Below are 18,211 nucleotides of genomic sequence, written 5' to 3'. Positions count from 1 at the left end.
CCCCCGCTCGTCGTCGGACCGGTGCTGACATTGGCCGGTCGCGGGTGTCGACCCTGGTTGTACGACCTCAGGCCGATGACCGGTTGAGGGTCCGCGCTTACGATCTCGGCATGCCCGCCTCACCGCCGCTGCCGCTGCCGCTGCCGCTGCTCAAGCGCATACCGCCGGGCCTGTGGACGGCGCTGGTCTGGTGCATGGCAGCAGTGCAGCCCATCGTCGAGTACGTCCTCATGCCGCCCCCGCATGAGTACTCCCTCAGCTATCCCCGAGACGGTCTCGATTCGCTCGGAGCCCGGGCACTGCTTGCCCTCGCCTTCCTGCTGGTCCTGGCCGGCAGCGCGCTGCTGCGCCGCAGGGCCGCGGCGGCGTACGGTCTGGTGATCGCCGCCACGGTCGTCTCGTCGGTGGCCTGGCGGCAGGACGAAGTTCTGCCCCTGCAGTTTCTGGGGGTGGATGTCGCCCTCTGCTACGTCGCGGCCACCCGTCCGCGGCGCACCGCGATCACCGCGGCCGCAGGGGCGCTGGGCGTGCTCGCTGGTTACCTCGTCCTGCGGTGGATCACAGGGGGAGAATCCGGCACCGCCTCCGAACCATTTGTGGCCCTGACGGTGGTCATCGCGTGGCTCATCGGCAACTCGGTACATCAGGCCCGTGTCCACACCGCGGAGCTCCACGCCCGGGCCGCCGCCCAGGCGGTCACGGCCGAACGGCTGCGCATTGCCCGCGAGATGCATGACACGGTTGCCCACAGCATCGGCATCATCGCCCTGCAGGCCGGTGCCGCGGCCCGAGTTGTTGAGACACAGCCCACCAGGGCGCGGGAGGCGATGCTCACCGTGGAACACGTGGGGCGTGAGACGCTGGCGGGGTTGCGGCGGATGCTGAGCGCGCTGCGAGAGGCCGACCAGGAGCCTGCTCACCAGGATCAGGGGGAACCAACCGGCCAGGACCAGGGCCGTACACAGGCAACTCTGCAGCCGGCCGTCGGCCTGGCGGATCTGGAACGGCTCGCCGCGACGACCACGGCCGCCGGTGTCCGCGTGGAGGTGTCGTGGCAGGGCAAGCGCCGCCCGCTCCCCGCGGACATCGACCTCGCGGCGTTCCGAATCGTCCAAGAGGCGGTGACCAATGTCGTACGGCACGCGGGCGCTGATCGCTGCCAGGTGAGAGTCGAATACCGCGAGGACGAGCTCGTCATCGAGGTCGCCGACCGGGGGAAGGGCGGCGGCACGAACACGAAGAACACGGAGACCGGTTTCGGCCTGGTCGGTATGCGGGAGCGGGTCGCCTTGCTGGACGGCCGCTTCACCGCCGGGCCGCGTCCGGGTGGCGGCTTCCGGGTGGCCGCACGGCTGCCGGTGCCCGCCGCCTCGGGGACCGGAGCAGAAGCGAAGGCAGGAGCCGGATGACCATCCGCGTGGTACTCGCCGACGACCAGCCCCTGATCCGCGCCGCCCTGCAGATGGTCGTCACCGACACCGCGGACGTTCAGGTCGTGGGCGAGGCCGGCGACGGCGCGGAAGCGGTCCGGCTGACCGGGGACCTCGCCCCGGACGTGGTGGTGATGGACATCCGGATGCCCGGCATGGACGGCATCGAGGCCACCCGGCTCATCACCACGGGCACCAGCACCGCACGCGTTGTTGTCCTGACGACCTTCGACGACGACGATTACGTCTATGGAGCGTTGCGCGCCGGCGCATCCGGGTTCCTGGTCAAGGACATGGCCCTGGACGACATCCTCGCCGCAGTCCGTACCGTCGCCGCCGGGGACGCTCTCATCGCACCGAGCGTCACCCGCAGACTCATCAAGGAGTTCGCCGCCCGCCCCACAGCGACGCCGCCACGACGGAAAGAACTTGACGGCATCACCAACCGGGAACGTGAGGTGCTCACCCTGGTCGGCAAGGGCCTGTCCAACGCCGAGATCGCCGACCAGCTCTGTATCAGCATCGCCACCGCCAAGACCTATCTGACCCGCCTGCTCGCCAAACTCGACGCCCGTGACCGGGTACAACTCGTGATCCTCGCTTACGAAGCGGGCCTGGTGGCACCGTCCTACCGAGCGGACTTCCCATGAGCAGTTCTCCTGACTGCCGACATGGCCCAGGCCGGGATTTGACCACACGAGCCTCCGTTCCGTGGCGTTGGTACGGACGGTTCACTGACTGGAGGCGGCGCGCGGGAGAGTGCTCCCACACGCACTGAAGCTCGCCGAACAGGAGGTGTTCACCCGCGAGCCGCCCGAGAGCACCCAGCGAGAGGCTGGCACCACCACTGGGCAGTGCCAGCCTCTTCATGTTTTCACTTACTCGCTGGGAACCCACGACATCGGCATGTGCCCTGGCTGAGAGCCGGGAACGACGGGCCCGGACACCCAACCCACAGAGCGGGCCTCTCAATCTCGTGCCGTACGAAAGGATCTGCCTCACTGTCGGGTGAGTTCCGTGTCTGGCTCAGAAGTCCTGGCAGGCCGGTCCTTGGGAGCCGACAATGATCCAGTTGAAGACCGCCCGGGTGTTCGGCCCGTAGAGGCCGTCGTCGGAGATGCCGTGGTAGCGCTGCACCTTGGCTACGGCAGCCTTGGTCCCGGAGCCGTAGATGCCGTCCACGTCAATCCGGGCAAAGTTGTAGCAACGGTTGATGGAGTTCTGAAGTGCCTTGACGGCCGAGCTCGTGTTGCCCGGTCCCATCTGGCAGTTCAGGGATCCGGTCGAAGAAGCGGCTACGGGGCCGGAGAACTTGTAGCCGTACCCGTCCGTCCACGTTTTGGTGACGGTCTTGGTGCAGATGGGGGTAGCGGCCTGGGCCTGGGTGGCCGTCATTGCGACCACTCCGGTCGCGAGCAGTACGGAGCCGAGTCCGGCAGCAGCGACGCGCCGGGCTCCGGTGATGATGGACATGGGTGTACCTCCGTAGATGGTGCGATGGTTCGACAGGAAGAGCGGGTCCGGTATGTCAGAGCCGGTCGCAGTACTTCCAGGTGCCTCCTGCGGGCGTCTTCTCGGTGACGTCCCAAAGGATGATGTTGCGTGTCTGCGGGCCGTAGAGGCCGTCGTCGTTGATGCCGCTGTTTCGCTGGACCGCCGCGAGGGCACTTTTGGTCCTGTCGCCGTAAACTCCGTCGACTGCGATGTTCTTCTTGTGGCACAGCTTCAACGCCGCCTGCAGAGCCTTCACCCCGGCACCGCTGTTGCCCGGCCCGAGCTGGCAGTTGAGCGAGCCTCCCGACGTCGACGGCACAGGCCCGTGTCCTGCACCCCATGACACCGAGGTGGCCTTCACGCAAACAGGCACCACCGCCTCAGCCTGGCCAGCCGTGCCAGCCAGGAAGCCAGTGCCGAGAAGTACCGCCACCACACCTGCGGTGACGGCACGGTGAGTCCTCAATCCGATCAGCATTGACGAGCTGCCCCCAGATCAACCGAACAACGCGACGCCCTGCTGGAAACCTCGTCCGTACAGGGCCGAGCCGCCGGAAACCTGTGCTCCGGCCCGCTCAAAAGGAAGGCTAGGGTTCCCGATTTCCGTGCACATCGGGGTGCGCCCTGAGCAAAGTCCCAGCCACGCGTTTTCCGCCAGCTCCAGCCTGAGATCGTCGGCGACGCGGCGCAGCGCGGCGACGGCCGGGTCCGCCGGCGGACCGGCAGGCGGCGGGGCCGCGCATGCGGGCGGCGTCCCTGCGGGAGTACCGGATGACCAACCGGGTTCTTGCGCTGCGCCTGTCGTTCCCGGAGCCGGCCCTGGCTGTCGTCGTACTTGCGCCACTGAGTGAGGCCCGCTGCCAGGCCGACGGGCATGATGGGAGGTGACCCTTGCACGGGCAGGCGCTGCCGCAAGGATTCCATGGTCGTCCCGCCCTATGACGGCGCCCCCTCAGGGCTGCACCCTGGTAGGCGGCGAACTGCCCGCCATGACCTTCGTGGTGGCGGATGACGGCAGGCGAACGCCCCGGCCTCCCGCCCTGGGCAGCCTGCGGCGGGGAGCATGACGGGCTGCTGCGGGGTGCTGGGCGCTGCGGGTAAGACCGAAGCCAATGTGGGGTCCCCATGCCGGTGCCGGCCGTCTGCTTCCTGAGCGCGCTCCCCTACCCGGCTGGCATCACGCACTACGGGCCCCGGCCGCTGGCCGTATACGCCTGTGCCTCCGCTTCAGATCGCGGGAGGCGGAGGCGGGGGCGGGGCTGACAAGGCGCTCACCCGGAGGGCGATCCCGACGACGGGTTACGGTACCGGCTCGTACGTCACCGTGCCCCCGGGCGGTGGGCGGCCGCCGTGACGAGGGCTTGGCGCTCGGCGTCGTCCACGGTGAGCTGCCAGCGCAGTTCGTCGCGATCCAGTCGGCGACGTACGCGCAGTGCTGACGGGCGGCCGGCGGCATCCACTCGGCCGGGCCCTGGTCCGCCTTCGACCGGTTGGGCATAGCCGTGACAGCGATCAGGGAGCGCTCGGCGTCCAGGTCGTTGGCGTACGCCTGGCGCCGCGCCGGAGTCCAGCCGCTGGCGCCAGATGGCGGGGAGCGTCATTCGACGGGTGCGCTGTTCCTGCCAGACTCTGGTGCTTGAGTGAGTGGAGTTGGTGTCGCTCCAGGAGTGCCGCCTCACGGTCTGTGTCAGCGCCTGGCGCTGCGCACCGCATTGTCAGTGGTGGCTCCTACTCTGCTTCGGTGAACGTCGAAGATCTTGAGTGGCAGGCAGACTCCTACGGAGGAGTCAATCCGCGGGTCGTGGACTCTCTCCTGAAACGTGGTCATCTGGAGTTGGTGGTGCAGGCCGCGGGAGAGCGTGAGGACTGGGGGTCGGGTCAGCCCGCGGCGGGGGCAGCCGGGCGACCGGGAAGCCGGGGCATCGGGGGCTTCTCACCAGGCCCGTGCACGGCCCAGGCCGGTGTGCGGCAGGCAGAGGTGCGTTTGGCGGCACATGATAAGGCATCAGGAAGGTGGCTTTGTTGATGTGTACCGGCCCACATTTTTTCCTCACATGATCCGCACGGATGCGGACCGGCGACATCGGGCCGGACTCCGGGGCCGGACGCGCCGTGTGCCGCCTGGGGTGGAGGCGTGCCGGAGGCGCTGCGCGCTGCCGTACTCTCTGGCCGCATCACATATGGAGTGTTGCATTCCGTGTTACTCGTGAGTTCTGACCCAGTCCGTTCAAGTCATCTTTCAGTCAAAGATTGGCCTCAAGTGAGCTATTAAGCAGCCATACCGGTGGGTGATCGGACAGGAGCTGTCAATTCCACTTTGACTCCCCCAGGGTGATCTTCAAGACTGCGCCCCGACCACCTGGCACGCGTGGGGAACCGCGTGCGGGACCTAGCAGGGGGACCGAAACCCGAATGAAGAACAGCAACTCGAACTCCGCCCGCGTGCGGAGAGCCGTCACGCGCGGGCTCGTGACCGCCACCGCGGTCGCCTCCGTCACCGCCGTGGCCGCGCCGCAGGCCGCCATCGCCGCCCCGCCGGCCGCTCCGGCCGCGGCGGCCGGGATCGGCACCACCGACACGCAGCGCGTGGACGCCGCAGCCGTCGTCCGCCTGGACCCGAGCCCGGACGTCCTGCTGCTCAGCGACCACGACTTCATCCACGCCCTCTGGCAGAAGGCCCGGGACGGCGGTGAGATCTTCGACGCGGTGCGGCAGGCCGCCGAGGCCGCGATGAGCAGCGAATCGGCCGACGACCACGTGCAGTTCATCGTCACCGGCATCCACGAGGCGTACGCCGTCGACAAGCAGCGCGAGAAGGACAAGGCCGACGCCGCGCGTGCCGCCCGGCTCGCCAAGTCCCAGGCGCTGATCGCCGTCGGCATCCCCAACAGCCCCGATCTGCTCGACCTCAGCGACGACAACTTCATCCGCGCCGTGATGCGCCACGAGGCCGCCGGGCCCGAGGTCCGCGCCGCCGCCGCGACGGCCCTGGCCGGAGAGCCGGCCGCCTGGCAGGAGTTCATCGCCAACGGCGCCCGCGAGGCGCACCAGCGCGACGTCGCCAACGAGTTGAAGGAACTGGAGGAGAAGGACCGCGCGGAGGCCGAACGCCGCAAGGAGATCGCCGCCCGCACCAACGCGGCCGCGCTCTTCCGCATCACGCCCTCCGACGCCATGCTCGCCCTCAGTGACGACAACTTCATCCGCGAACTGCTGCGCGTCGCCCCGGCCGACGCCAAGGGCAGCGAGCTCTACGCGGCGGCGCAGCGCGCGGTCCTGAGCCCCGACCCGGCCGTGTGGAAGCAGTTCATCCACACCGGCGCCGAAGAGGCGTACAAGAAGGACGACGAGGCGCGCCGCAAGCAGATCGCCGAGGCCAACCGCCGCCTCGCGATTCAGATCCAGGCCGCCGCCGAGAAGACCGGCGTCCAGCCGAACCTGGTCGCCGCCGCGAAGAAGGCCCTGGCCGGCACCGACGAGGACGTCGCGCGGTTCCTCATGGAAGGGCAGCACCGTGCCAAGCGCCAGTCCTTCCAGCCGGCGAGCGGCAAGCCGGCGGGCTTCTACATCCGCCAGTCCTCGCCCGACGCCGGGGAGGCGTTCATCGCCCCCCTGTCCGCCGCGTCCAAGCAGACCGACCGGGAGGACGGCACCTGGATCGTCGTCCCCGCGCTCAACGGCCAGCCCGGTTGCTGGTCCTTCGAGTCCTCCCGCAAGATCGGCCACTTCCTCACGCACAAGGACCTCCGGGTCAGGATGGCCGCGAGCGACAACAGCACGCAGTTCCGCAAGGACGCCACCTGGTGCGCCAAGAAGGGCCTGAGCGGCTCCGGCACCTCCTTCGAGTCGGCCGGCCAGCCGGGCCGCTTCCTGCGCGAGTACTACGGCGACCTGTACGTGGCCAACAAGAGCGCCAAGAACCGCTTCGACGCCGAGAAGGACTTCGCCCAGGACGCGTCCTGGAAGATCGTCACCCCCCTCGCGCGCTGACCGCGCCGGAGGCGGCCGGCCCCGCACGCGCGCCGGCCGCCTCCCGCCGAGCTCTCTCCCTTCAGACCTGAGAAGAACGGAAGCACCCCATGTCCCGGATCGTCCGATCCGCCCTGGCCGTGGCGGCCGGTATCGCCGCGCTCACCGGCGGCGTGACCGTCGCCGTCGCCGACGAGGCGCGAACCCCGTCGACCCCCACGGCCACCACGGTGTCCACGGCCACCGTGGCCCCCGCCGACGCCAGGGCCGCGGCCGCCGCCGTGGCGGTGGCCCCGGGCGTCCAGCTCAGGGCCGCGCACAGCGACCAGTGCCTCACCATCCCCGGTGCCAGCCTCCGCAACGGCGTCAACACCGTCCAGTCCACCTGCGCAGACGACGCCGTCAACCAGCGCGTCGACATGGTGCCCACCGGTGCCGGCACCTTCGAGCTGCGCTTCGGGCACAGCGGCAAGTGCCTCGACGTGGAGGGCGCCGGCATCAAGACCGGCACGGCCGTCCAGCAGTGGTGGTGCGTGGGGGCCGACAACCAGCGCTGGCGCCTGGTCATGGTCGACATCGCCAAGGAGCTGTACGAGCTGCGGCCCGCCCACCTCGCCGCCGACACGAACCGCTGCCTGGACGTCGAGTCCGCGAGCAAGACGGACGGTGCGACCGCGCGTCTGTGGGCCTGCAACGGCTCGCCCGCCCAGCAGTGGCGCATCCACCCGGTCACGGCCGCCTGAGCCCCGTACACGCGAGAGAAACGGATCCCCACATGTCTCGGATCATCCGGGCCGTCCTGACCGCGGGCGCGGCCGTCGCCGTCCTCGCCGGCACGGCCACCGCCGTCCAGGCCGACGGTGACCCCGGCACGCCCACCTCCTCCGTCATCGCCGCCGAGGCGGCCCGCGAGGCCGCGGCCGTCGCGGCCGCGGCGCGGGCGGAGGCCATCGCCCGCATGAAGGCGGACCAGCAGGTCATCACCCTGACCGCCGCCCACAGCAGCAAGTGCCTCGAGATCGAGGGCGGTAAGACCACGGACGGCATCAACGCCCAGCAGTACGCCTGCAACGCAACCGACTCCCAGAAGTGGAACGCCGTCGCCGCGCGCAGCGGAACCTTCGAGCTGCGCAACGTCAAGAGCGGCAAGTGCCTCGAGATCCAGGCGAAGGGCGTCAAGAACGGCGCTGCCGTCCAGCAGTTCACCTGCGGTCAGGGGGAACACCAGCGCTGGCGGATGATGCTGGTCGACCCCGTGCGCAAGCTGTACGAGCTCCAGCCCGCGCACGCCGACGGAATGTGCGTCGACGTGCCGAGCGCCAAGCAGGACAACGGCATCGACGCGCAGCTCTACACGTGCAACCGCTCCGACGCCCAGTTGTGGCAGGTCCGGCCGGTCGCGTGAACCGGCCGGACGGCGCGCACGGACGCGCCGTTGAACGTCGCGCCGGGGCGGGACCGTACGCACGGTCCCGCCCCGGCGGCCGTGAACCGTACTTCATTCCCGAGGGGGTCTTGAGTTGAGTCGTCAGTGGAGATGCGCGCGGGCGGTGACCGTCGGCACGCTTGCCGGCGCGATCGCCCTCGCGGGCGGCCTACCGGCGTGGGCGGGTACCACCCCGGCCGCCGCACCGCGGCAGGCGGCGGCCACCGTCACCGCCGTACCGGCCGATTCGCCGCAGCAGGCGCTGTCGCCGGAGCTGGCCGCCGCCATCGAGGAGGCCCGCAAGCGGGTCACGTCGATGGCGAAAACCCACCCGGCCGCCGAGGTGCGCACCTCGGCGTGGAACGCGCTGCGCAGTTCCCGCGGGGACCAGGCACTCCTCGAGTGGCTCGCCCCCGGAGGCGGCTTCGACGCCGCGAAGCAGCGCGCCCGCGACACCCGCGCCCGGAACAAGGCGTTCTGCGAGCGGGTGATCGCCACGCACACGGCGGAGTTCTCCCCGCAGGTGCGGGCGGCCGCGACGCGGGCCCTCAAGGGGACCGTCGCCGAGCAGGCCGCGTTCGTCGCGTCCGGGTACGCCGAGGCACAGCGCCGCGACCGCGCCGCGCGCGAGGCGGGCGAGCTGCAACGGCTGGACGTCGCCGCCGCCGACCGCGAGTTCGTTCGCACTCTTGGCGCGCAGGACCCGGGCGAGCAGGTGCGGGTCGCGGCCCAGTGGGCGCTGCGGCCGGGAGCCACGGACACCGACGTGGCGGAGTTCTTCGGCTACGGCTGGGCCACCGGGGCCGCGCTGGACCTGACGGCGTACCGGACCCGGATCGCCGACGCGGAGGCCGTACGCCACCACACGCTGACCCGGCTGATCGCTCAGGCCACGGCGGCCGAGGCGGCCGTGGCCGGCGCGGCGGACGCCGCACGCGCCCGCGCCGAGGCCGAACGCGCCTGGCAGGCGGTCTCCGAGCACGCCGGTGCGGCGCAGCGGGCCTGGCAGGCAGAACAGGCCGCCGCGGCCGCGCAGGCGGACAACTGGCGGACCGTCGCCCGGCTGTCCCGCGAGTCCGCCGAGCGCCTCTGGCAGGCGATCTCCGGCACCGCCGACGACCACGAGGCCGCCTGGACCGGGGAGCGGCAGGCGGCGGACGAGGCGGCCGCGTTCTGGAAGGCCATGTTCGACCGCGCCCAGGACGGCGAGAGCCGCACCCGGAACTGAACCCGGGGCAACGCCCGGGCAAGCACCCGGAGCCCAACCCGGGGCGACACCCGGAGCTGAACCCGGGACAGCGCCGGGGAAGCACCCGGCCGGCCCGTTACCGGAGCCGGCCGGGAGTCCGGCCGGCTCCGGTGCCCCGATGGCCCGCCGCTCGGCGCACCGACCACCCGCCCGTGACCGGGGCGGGATTCTCGATCATTCGTCTAGGGGGTTTCCCGTGTGGGGAAGAGTCCGGCCCAGAGCCGGAGGGCTGCGCGTCGGCGTGGCCGTACATGTACGGAAGGCCGTGTCCGCGGCGGTCGCCGTGGCGGTGCTGGGCACCGTCGCCGGTGAGGCCGCCGCCGCAACCTCCGTACGCACAGAGCAGGCGTCGCTGACGCGGACGCTCCAGTCTCTGAACAGGCTCGCGGGGGCGGTGGAGCCGAAGAGCGACACCGCCCCGGCGCCCGCCGCCACGTCCGAGCTGGACCGGATCAGTGACGAGCGTGACCGGCAGTTGGTGGAGGACTTCGCGGAGTTCGACGAGGAGGAAGAGGTCCGCGAGGCCGCCAAGGCGGCGTTGGCGAGTACCGATCCGAACGCGATCCGGGAGTTCCTGGAGCGTGGTGAGGCCGAGGCGCGGCAGCGTGCCAAGGACAAGCGGGACGCCGCCGATGTGGAGAACCGGCGGAAGATCGAGGCGCTCCGCGGGACCGGTGGTCCGCATTTCAACGCGGAGGTCGAACGGGTCCTGAAGGGCACGGCCCGGGACCGGGCCGATTTCCTGGCCTTCGGTGCGGACATCGCCAGGCAGCGGGACAAGGCCACCGAGCAGAACGAGCAGCAGCGGGCCGAGGAGAACCGCAAGCGGGTCGAGATGCTCGTCGCGGTGGGTGGCCCGGAGGTGAAGCGGGCCGCGCAGGCCGCTTTGGCCACGGGTGACGCCCAGGTGATCGCCGAGTTCCTGGAGAAGGGTTACCTGGTCGCCGCGCAGAAGGACGCGGATGACCGGGCGGCGCACGAGAAGGCGCAGAAGGAGGCGGCCGAGGCGGCGGAGCGGCTGCGGGAGCTGGCGCAGAAGGCGGCCACCGCCGCCGAGGCGCGTACGAAGCTGATCGCCGCGCATGGGGATGCGGTCAGGGCGTTGAAGACCGCGTCGAACGCGATGAGTGCGGCGGCCGCGCAGTCGCGTGAGGCCGACCGGATGCTGGCGGCCGACAAGGCCGGGAAGCGTCTGTCGGACTACGCGCCGGTCAAGGCCGAGGTCGCCCGGCAGGTGGGTATAGCCGAGGGTGCGGCGAAGGCGGCGCAGGTCGCGGCCGGGCAGGCCAAGGTGCAGGCCGATGTGCTGGTCGCCACCGGGCTGACCCACGGTGTGCAGTGGGCGGAGGTCGCCTCGGGTATCGAGGGTGCCGCCACCGCGGCGGCCACGGCGGCGGCGACCGCACGGCACGCGGTGGACGCCACGGCCGCCGACGCGGCCGGGCTCAATTCGAAGAACCAGGCCGAGCTGCACGCTCAGCAGGCGGCGAAGTGGCGGGCGAACGCCGAGGAGCACGCGAAGGCGGCGGCCCGGCTGGCCGAGGCGGCAGCCAAGCAGGCCAAGATCGCCGCGGACGCGGCGGCCAAGGCCCGCCAGGCGAGGATCGCGGCCGAGCAGGCCGAGAAGCAGGCCTGGGAGCACGCCAAGAAGACCCGCGACGCGCGGATCGAGGCCGAGCGCCAGGCGAAGATCGCCGCCGCGCAGCGGGCGATCGCCGAGCGCGAGCGGGATCTGGCGGCGGCCGCGCGGGTGCGGGCCGAACGCGAACGCGACATCGCCGCGGCGGCACGCGCGCGTGCCGAGGCCGAGGCCCGTACCGCGTCGGCCAAGCGGGCCGACGCACAGGCCGCCGCGGCCGTGGCGGCCGAGAAGCGGGCCACCGCGCAGGCCCAGGAAGGCATCGCGTCCAAGGCCGACGAACTGGCCAGGGGCGAGGAAGCCAAGGCCCGCACCGCCCGCAACAAGGCGGTGGAGGCCGAACGCGCCCACAAGGCCGAAGACGCCCGGGCCAGGGCGAGTGAGGCGCTGGCCGCCAAGGCCAAGGGCACCGAGCACGCCGAGACCGCCCGCGCGGCGGCCACCGAGGCCCGCTCCGCCGCGACCGCGGCCGGGACGGCGGCCGGCACGGCTCGTGGCGCGGCCGACCAGGCCTCCGCGGCAGCGGTACGGTCCCGTTCGGCGGCCATCGAGGCGGCGGGTGCCGCCGCGCGGGCACGAGCGGCGGCCGCCGAGGCCACCGCGCACGCCGCACGGGCCAACGCCGCGGCCAACAAGGCCGAAGCGGCCGCCTTCGCGGCGAACGCGGCGGCCAACAGGGCCGAGTCCGAGGCCGCCGCCACCCGGGCCGCCGCCCAGCGGGCGAACGCCAAGGCGGCCGAGGCCACCGCGCAGGAGGCCCGCGCCGGCATCGCCGCCCACGAGGCGTCCCGGCTGGCCGGCCTGGCCGCCATCCACGCCAACCACGCCCTCCAGGCGGCCAACCGCACCAAGGAAGAGGCCGAGGGCGCCACCCGGGAAGCGGCCATGGCCCGCCTCCAGGCCACCATCGCCGTCCAGGCCGCCACCTCGGCCCGCACCACCGCCGCCGGCATCGCCGACCCGGCCAACACCGCCATCGCCCTCACCGCGCCGTTCACCGGCACGGACGTGGACGCCGACTTCGCCACCGAGGTGGCCAAGGCCGCCCAGGCCATGGGCCAGGCAGAAGTCACCAAGGCAGAAGCCAGAGCGGCGGAAGCGCTCAAGGCGGCCGAAGCGGCAGAGGCCGCCGCCGCCCGCGCCAACGCCCAGGTCGCACCCGCCTTCAAGGCCGCCGCGGCAGCGGCCCGTTCGTCCGCGGACGCGGCACGCTCCTCGGTAGCGGCGATGAAGTCCGCCGCCCAGGCCGCCGACGACGGCGCCAAGGCCCGGGCCGCCGCGGCACGGGCCAACGAGGCCGACGCCCAGGCCCAGGCCGATGCCAAACTCGCCCGCACGGCCGCCAACCAGGCCTTCGCCGACGCGGCCGCCGCACGCAACGCCGCCACCCAGGCCGAAGCCGAAGCAGCCCGTGCCCGTGGCGCCGCCGCCGAGGCCGACAACCACGCAGCGGCCGCGAACAGCGCCGCCACCCTCGCCGAGAAGGAAGCGAGTGTCGCGCAGGGGGCGGCCACCCAGGCGGAGAAGGACGCCGCCGACGCCAACACCTTCGCCGAGTCGGCCGAGAAGCACGCCGCCTCCGCCGAAACCGCGGCCAAGAACGCCGGCACCTACGCCAAGGAAGCCGACGAGGCGGCCAAGCGCGCCGAGGAGTACCAGCGCGAACTCGAACGCAAGGAACGCGAAGAAGCCGCCAAGGCCAAGGAGAAGGGTGACCCTTACTCCCTGGACGCGGCCGAGCGCAAGGCGCTCGAGGCGGCGGGCATCAGCCCGGCCGAGTACGAGGCGGCCCGGGCTCTGGCCCAGCAGGACCTCCTCGACTACCTGATGGAGAACGGCGCCGAGCTCCTCGTTGAGATCGCCGCCGAGAAGATCAAGGAGTGCTGGGACGACCCGGACATCCCGACCTGCCTGTGGGCGGTCGTGGAGAACCTGCCCTGGACGAAGGCAGCCGCCATCGTCAGCAAGCTCCCGAAGATCGGCAAGGCGATCTGGGGCATCAAGGACTTCCTCGACAAGTCGGCCAAGGCCAAGAAGCTGGTCGAGAAGGGCGAGGAGGTCATCGACGACGTATGGAACAAGCTCCCGGCCTGTGTGACCGACAGGAAGAAGAGCGGCCCGGCGGCGAGGAGTGCCGCGAAGGCGTTCGGTTCGCAGCGCGCCCTGGCGGCCGCGTCGGGCGGTGGCGGCAAGGAGGCGGGAGACCTCGGTCTGGCTCGTGAGGAGTACATCGCCAAGCTCGTCGGCGGGAAGGTCGCCAAGGACGACAAGGGCCAGGACATCAAGATCGTCATGCCCAATGTCGGTTCGAGCGGTCTCGACGTCATCGGCCCCAACGGTGAGTACGTGTACGTCGGCGGTGGAGCCAAGGCGGCCAATCCGGCCGACTTCGGCAAAAAGCTTAAGATCAACAAGTACGCGGCCGACGAGGCGGGCGTAAAGGCGGTCTACTACCTCGCCGACAACACCCCGGAATCGGCCATCAAGCAGGCCAAGAAGGTCTTCGGAGACGAGAATGTGCACATCTTCACGCTGCCGGACTGCTGACCATGAGTGACGGATACATCCGCTGGTACCGCGAGTCGGCAGCCACGCCGGTCCTCGCCGCACAGGCGGAGCTGTTCGAGGCGCACGGTCTGAGTCTCGTGCACCCCGCGAAAGGCGCGGCCGTGGTGCTCGACGTCGAGGGGGACGACGTCCTCCTGCGTCCGGAGGAACTCGGTCGGCTGCTGGGACTGCGGATCGCGTCCCTGACGACGAACTGGTGGCTGTCCGCCGACATCGACGTGGTCGACCAGTACGTCTACGAACCGCTCGGCTGCGAGATCCAGACCCTGTGGCTGGACGGGCTCACCACGGAGCAGTCGGACACGGTGGAGGCGGCCGTCCTGGCCACGGCCGCCGCACTTCCGGTACCGACCCGGGCCGTGGTCGTCGACCGCAGAGGCGCGGGTGACCCCGGCGACTGGGACTCACCGGTGCTGTACGACGGGGAGAACCTGCCGCCCCTCCCGGACCGCTTGCTGATGAGCTCCTCGCTCGCCGACCGCTTCCTGTCGGCGTTTCCGGAGCTCCGGGGCGAGACGGGCGAAGGAGGGCTCACCTCGATCACTCCCGTCGGCTCCCGCTGACCCGAACTGAGGAAGGCCCCGCCGGACCCGCGTCCGGCGGGGCTTTCCCCTTTGGTCGACCGGCACACCACTCCGCCACCGCGGGTGATGGCAACCTTCGGTGCCCGTCACCGGCTCACCGGTGTGTCGCGCGAGTCGCACGGTTGTGGTGTGCGTATGCGCCTGAGCCCGGACAGGGCCACGCGGCACCCCATCGACCGGCGACTCGCGGGGGCCCCAGCGCCCGCTACGACAGGAAAGACTTCCGCGGACCCGGGCATCAAGCATCGCAGCCGAGGAAGCTCCTGTCCCGAGGTACCGCGGCCCGCAGTTCCCTCACGAAGGCGCGGACCACAGCGGATCCCGCCATCTGGGACGTGGTGACGTAGCCGACCTGGCGTGTCGGGCGCTCGGGGCCGAGGTCGGCGATCTCGGCCGAGTCCGGTGCCCCGACCAGGGAGAGCGCGGGCATGATCGCCATTCCATGGCCCCCGCTCACCAAGGACAGCACCGCTCCGTCGTCCTCCGCCTCGACGGTCGCCTTCGGGATCCACTCCTGTGCGGCCCACCAGTCGCGGGTGTACGAGCCACAGTTCTCGGCCCAGTCGACCAACGGCAGCGAACGCGGGGAAGCGTGTCCCGCCGCGTACACGAGGGCATATGGCTCCTCGAAAAGCCCGTTCGCGGCCAGACCTGGTGGAAGCGGCACGGAGCCGCCCAGCGTGGCGATGGCTATATCGGCTTTCCCGTCGGCCACTTCGCCCGCGCTGCCGCGCCCCACCTCGCGCACGATCCGCACCCGCGGATCGATCCCGGGATGCCGGGCGCGCAGCCGATCGAGGACGGGCGGCAGCAGGTGGAGAGCCGCGCTGCGGAAGACCGCGATCCGCAGCGGCCCCTCCGCCACGTCGGCCCCGGCCGCACCGCGCGCCTCGGCGGTCAGGACGTCCAGCAGGCGCAGGATGCGGCGGGCGTACGCCACGGCCTTCTCCCCGGCAGGGGTGGGGCGGGCGCCGGCGCGGCCGCGTTCGAAGAGCACGGCACCGATCTTGCGCTCGCTGCCGCGAACCGAGTGTGAGACCGCGGACTGGGTCAGACCGAGTGTGCCGGCCGCGGCCGAGAAGCCGCCGGCGTCCGCGACCGCCACCAGGACGCGGAGTTCGGGCGGGCCGAGATCGGAATCGGTCGTGCGGGCCACGGGGCGCTCACCTCAATGTATGAGAACTGCTCATGGAACGGGGTGCCGCATGAGCCCAACCGGCTGCCCGCCGGGCGCATTCCCGCTTTACGGTCCGGTCATGAACGACACCGCGCTCACCGTGCACCAGATCGCCCGCCCGTACGGCTTTCCCACCGCCGGGCACTTCGCCTTCGTCGAGTCCACGCTTCCGGACCCCGCAGTCGGCAGCGCGCTGGTGGAAAACCTCTACTGGTCCGTCGACCCTTATCACCGCGAAATGATGGACGACATACCCGGCGGCTTCGCGCTCGACGCACCGTTGGAGGGCCGTACCATCGGGCGGGTCATCGCCTCGCGCACACCCCATCTGGCCGAGGGCGACATCGTGTTCCACCGGAAGGGCTGGCGCACGCACGCCGTGGTCACGCCCGAGGAGATCCGGCAGTTGCCCCGCTTCGACGGCGTCCCCCTGACCGCGTACCTGAGCACCCTCGGTGGCACCGGCCTGACCGCCTATGTGGGCCTGACCCGGATCGCCCGGCTCCAGGAGGGTGAGGACCTGTTCGTGTCGGCCGCCGCGGGTGGGGTCGGCACGGCCACCGGGCGGTTCGCACGGCTGCTCGGCGCCGGACTGCTCGTGGGCAGCGCGGGCTCGGCGGCGAAGGCCGACCATCTCACGCGGGAGGTCGGTTATGACGCCGTCTTCGACTATCACGACGGGCCCGCCGCCGAGCTGCTCGGCAAGGCCGCGCCAGGCGGTATCGACGTGTTCGTCGACAACGTCGGCGGTGAGCAGTTGGCCGCCGCGGTGGGAGCACTGCGCGAGTTCGGGCGCATCGTCCGCATCGGCACAATCAGCCAGTACAACACCCCCGACGCGCCGCCGCCGCGCTTCAACTACGCCGACATCGTGGAGAAGAGCCTCCGCATGGAGGGGTTCTTGGTCAGCAACTACCGTGACGTGCAGGAGGAGTTGTACGAGTTCGCGGTGCCGCATCTGCAGAGCGGCCGGCTCGCTCTGGACGAGACGGTGGTTGACGGGTTCGAGCGCATCGTGGACGCGTTCCTGGGCATGCTGCGCGGCCAGAACACGGGCAAGATCATCGTGCGGGACCGCGCGGAAGCCCCGGACGCAATCTGACCACCACCTCACCGAAGTCCTCGGCAGCGCGGAGCGGCGCCATCGGGGCCGCGGGGCGGCGGGGCGGGCGACCGCGGGCCCAAGAGGCCCGTGATCCGGGGCGCGTACCCGAGCGCACTGGAATCCCTGGGCGTCGATGGCCCCGACTGCGGGTCCACACCTGCCGGCCGGCGGGATCGCCGGTCGCGTACTCCTGAGTCTGTGCTCGACCGCGGATCAGCACCGGTTCGTCGTGGCTGGTGCGGCACCCGGTCTCCCTTCTTTCCCTGACGGGCGCTACCTTGCCCGGGTGGAGGATGGGGAGCGCTGGGAGCGGCGGGTGCAGACGGCGGCGCATCCCGTGGCGTACCGGCTGATGCGCGCGGTCGCCGCCCGCGGCCCGGTGGTGCGGGTGCCGCGGGTCGGTGTGGTGGTGAGCGACGCCGGCCTCGCCCGTCAGGTGCTGACGGACGCCGAGGCGTACACGAAGACAGGACCGGGCGCGGCGGCCGCGCTGTGGAGCCCGGTGCTCGGTTCGCGGGTGCTGATCACTCTGGACGGCGCCGAGCACGCGGCGTTGCGCAGGCGGCTCGGCGGGCTTTTCACGCAGGGACACGTGGATGCCGTCTGCGAGCGCGTGCTGCGCGCTCCGCTGGACGGGCTGAAGCGGCGGCTCGCGGCGGGTGAGGAGGTGGACCTCGTCGGGGTGGTGCGGGACGGGGCCGCCGAGGTGATCCGCGAGCTGGTCGGGCTCCCCACCGGCGGGAGCGACTTCACCGAGGCCGCCGCGGTGGTGTCGTCCGTACGGCTGTGGCGAACGACGCTGACCGGGCGCCAGACGGAGCGTGCCCGGGCGGCGCTGGCCCGGCTGAGCGAGGCGGCGGTGGCGTCGTACCGGACCGGCGACGAGTCCACCGTTCCGGGCCGACTGCGCGCGCTGGGCTTGGACGAGGCCGAGGCGAGAGGCGCAGTGGGGCTGTTCCTGCTGACCGGCACCGAGACGCTGGTCTCCTTCGTGCCCCGGCTGGTCGCACTGGCCCATGACACGGGCCGGGGGCCGGACGAGATCACCGACGCCTTGGTGGAGGAGGCGCTGCGGGTCACCTCGCCGACCCCGGTGATGCTGCGCAGCGCGGCCCGGGCCGGGCGGATCGGGGGCGTCCGGGTGGAGGCCGGGGAACGGGTGGTGATCGCCACGCTGCTGTGCACGGGGGCGTACGGCCCGTTCTCGCCGGACCGGGACCCCTCCGAAACCGCCGGGCTGCGCCGGCTGTGGTTCGGAGCGGGCCCGCACTTCTGCCTGGGGATGCCGCTGGCCATGGCGGAGATACGCGCGGTGGTCGGCACCCTGCGGGGCTTCCCGGAGCTGGTCATAGCCAGCCGTCGCCCGGCGCGTGGGGTACTGATCCCCGCCTACGCACGGCTGTCGCTGCGCGCGACGGGCTGACCGCCGGCGCCCGCCCGCCGCGCATACCGGTGAAGGCGCGGGCGGCGGGATGGTGGGCGTCGCGGGCCGGGCAGAGTTCCGGTCCACGGGTTGGCCGGTGCCCCGCGACCTGGCACGGCCAGCGGTGTCGAGGTGCCTCGGCCGATG

Annotated in this window: 13 protein-coding genes and 1 pseudogene; 10 read left to right on the top strand and 4 right to left on the bottom strand. The window is 71.6% G+C overall.

Annotated features, from left to right (window positions below; translation table 11 throughout):
• Positions 1–110: 110 nt before the first annotated feature.
• Together AB0J57_RS32160 and AB0J57_RS32155 are read left to right on the top strand one after the other, a co-directional pair.
• Complete coding sequence (locus tag AB0J57_RS32160; RefSeq protein WP_366131994.1) at positions 111–1,409, top strand: sensor histidine kinase; 1,299 nt, start codon at positions 111–113, stop codon at positions 1,407–1,409.
• Entirely contained in the window at positions 1,406–2,080 is a 675-nt protein-coding gene (locus AB0J57_RS32155) for a response regulator transcription factor (protein WP_366131917.1), read from the top strand. Before AB0J57_RS32160 ends, AB0J57_RS32155 begins: the two co-directional genes overlap by 4 nt.
• A gap of 376 nt (positions 2,081–2,456) precedes the next feature.
• Here the strand turns inward: AB0J57_RS32155 and AB0J57_RS32150 are convergent, their stop codons facing one another.
• The 3 genes and pseudogenes from AB0J57_RS32150 to AB0J57_RS32140 all read right to left on the bottom strand — a co-directional run.
• Positions 2,457–2,903, bottom strand: a complete 447-nt coding sequence (locus AB0J57_RS32150) for a peptidoglycan-binding domain-containing protein (RefSeq protein WP_366131916.1) — start codon at positions 2,901–2,903, stop codon at positions 2,457–2,459.
• 55 nt (positions 2,904–2,958) lie between these two features.
• Positions 2,959–3,402: a peptidoglycan-binding domain-containing protein gene (locus AB0J57_RS32145; protein ID WP_366131915.1), complete on the bottom strand. Its 444-nt coding sequence runs from the start codon at positions 3,400–3,402 to the stop codon at positions 2,959–2,961.
• Positions 3,403–4,223: 821 nt separating this feature from the next.
• Positions 4,224–4,509 (bottom strand): annotated as a pseudogene (locus AB0J57_RS32140) (DUF1524 domain-containing protein); the annotation flags it as partial.
• An 827-nt stretch (positions 4,510–5,336) separates the two neighbouring features.
• Here AB0J57_RS32140 and AB0J57_RS32135 point away from each other — a divergent pair.
• The 6 genes from AB0J57_RS32135 (at position 5,337) to AB0J57_RS32110 (ending at position 14,338) form a co-directional block, all read left to right on the top strand.
• Positions 5,337–6,914, top strand: coding sequence for an AbfB domain-containing protein (locus tag AB0J57_RS32135; protein WP_366131913.1), 1,578 nt, complete (start codon positions 5,337–5,339; stop codon positions 6,912–6,914).
• A gap of 89 nt (positions 6,915–7,003) precedes the next feature.
• Complete coding sequence (locus AB0J57_RS32130; protein ID WP_366131912.1) at positions 7,004–7,636, top strand: RICIN domain-containing protein; 633 nt, start codon at positions 7,004–7,006, stop codon at positions 7,634–7,636.
• A 32-nt stretch (positions 7,637–7,668) separates the two neighbouring features.
• Complete coding sequence (locus AB0J57_RS32125; protein ID WP_366131910.1) at positions 7,669–8,298, top strand: RICIN domain-containing protein; 630 nt, start codon at positions 7,669–7,671, stop codon at positions 8,296–8,298.
• 145 nt (positions 8,299–8,443) lie between these two features.
• The gene (locus tag AB0J57_RS32120) at positions 8,444–9,547 is read left to right on the top strand and encodes a hypothetical protein (protein WP_366131908.1); all 1,104 of its coding nucleotides are present in this window, start codon (positions 8,444–8,446) and stop codon (positions 9,545–9,547) included.
• Between the two features lie 262 nt (positions 9,548–9,809).
• Positions 9,810–13,754 (top strand): ALF repeat-containing protein, encoded by a 3,945-nt coding sequence (locus tag AB0J57_RS32115; protein ID WP_366131907.1) that lies wholly within the window; start codon positions 9,810–9,812, stop codon positions 13,752–13,754.
• 2 nt (positions 13,755–13,756) lie between these two features.
• Positions 13,757–14,338, top strand: a complete 582-nt coding sequence (locus tag AB0J57_RS32110; RefSeq protein ID WP_366131906.1) for a hypothetical protein — start codon at positions 13,757–13,759, stop codon at positions 14,336–14,338.
• Between the two features lie 259 nt (positions 14,339–14,597).
• Here the strand turns inward: AB0J57_RS32110 and AB0J57_RS32105 are convergent, their stop codons facing one another.
• Positions 14,598–15,515, bottom strand: coding sequence for a LysR family transcriptional regulator (locus tag AB0J57_RS32105; RefSeq protein WP_366131905.1), 918 nt, complete (start codon positions 15,513–15,515; stop codon positions 14,598–14,600).
• A gap of 100 nt (positions 15,516–15,615) precedes the next feature.
• On the opposite strand from AB0J57_RS32105, the gene AB0J57_RS32100 reads away from it, so the two are divergent.
• Positions 15,616–16,638 (top strand): NADP-dependent oxidoreductase, encoded by a 1,023-nt coding sequence (locus AB0J57_RS32100; protein WP_366131904.1) that lies wholly within the window; start codon positions 15,616–15,618, stop codon positions 16,636–16,638.
• A 289-nt stretch (positions 16,639–16,927) separates the two neighbouring features.
• Positions 16,928–18,064: a cytochrome P450 gene (locus AB0J57_RS32095; protein ID WP_366131903.1), complete on the top strand. Its 1,137-nt coding sequence runs from the start codon at positions 16,928–16,930 to the stop codon at positions 18,062–18,064.
• Positions 18,065–18,211: the final 147 nt, after the last annotated feature.

This window comes from Streptomyces sp. NPDC049837 (assembly GCF_040674455.1).
In the GTDB taxonomy this organism is placed as follows: domain Bacteria; phylum Actinomycetota; class Actinomycetes; order Streptomycetales; family Streptomycetaceae; genus Streptomyces.
This window is presented reverse-complemented; position numbering and strand designations above follow the sequence as displayed.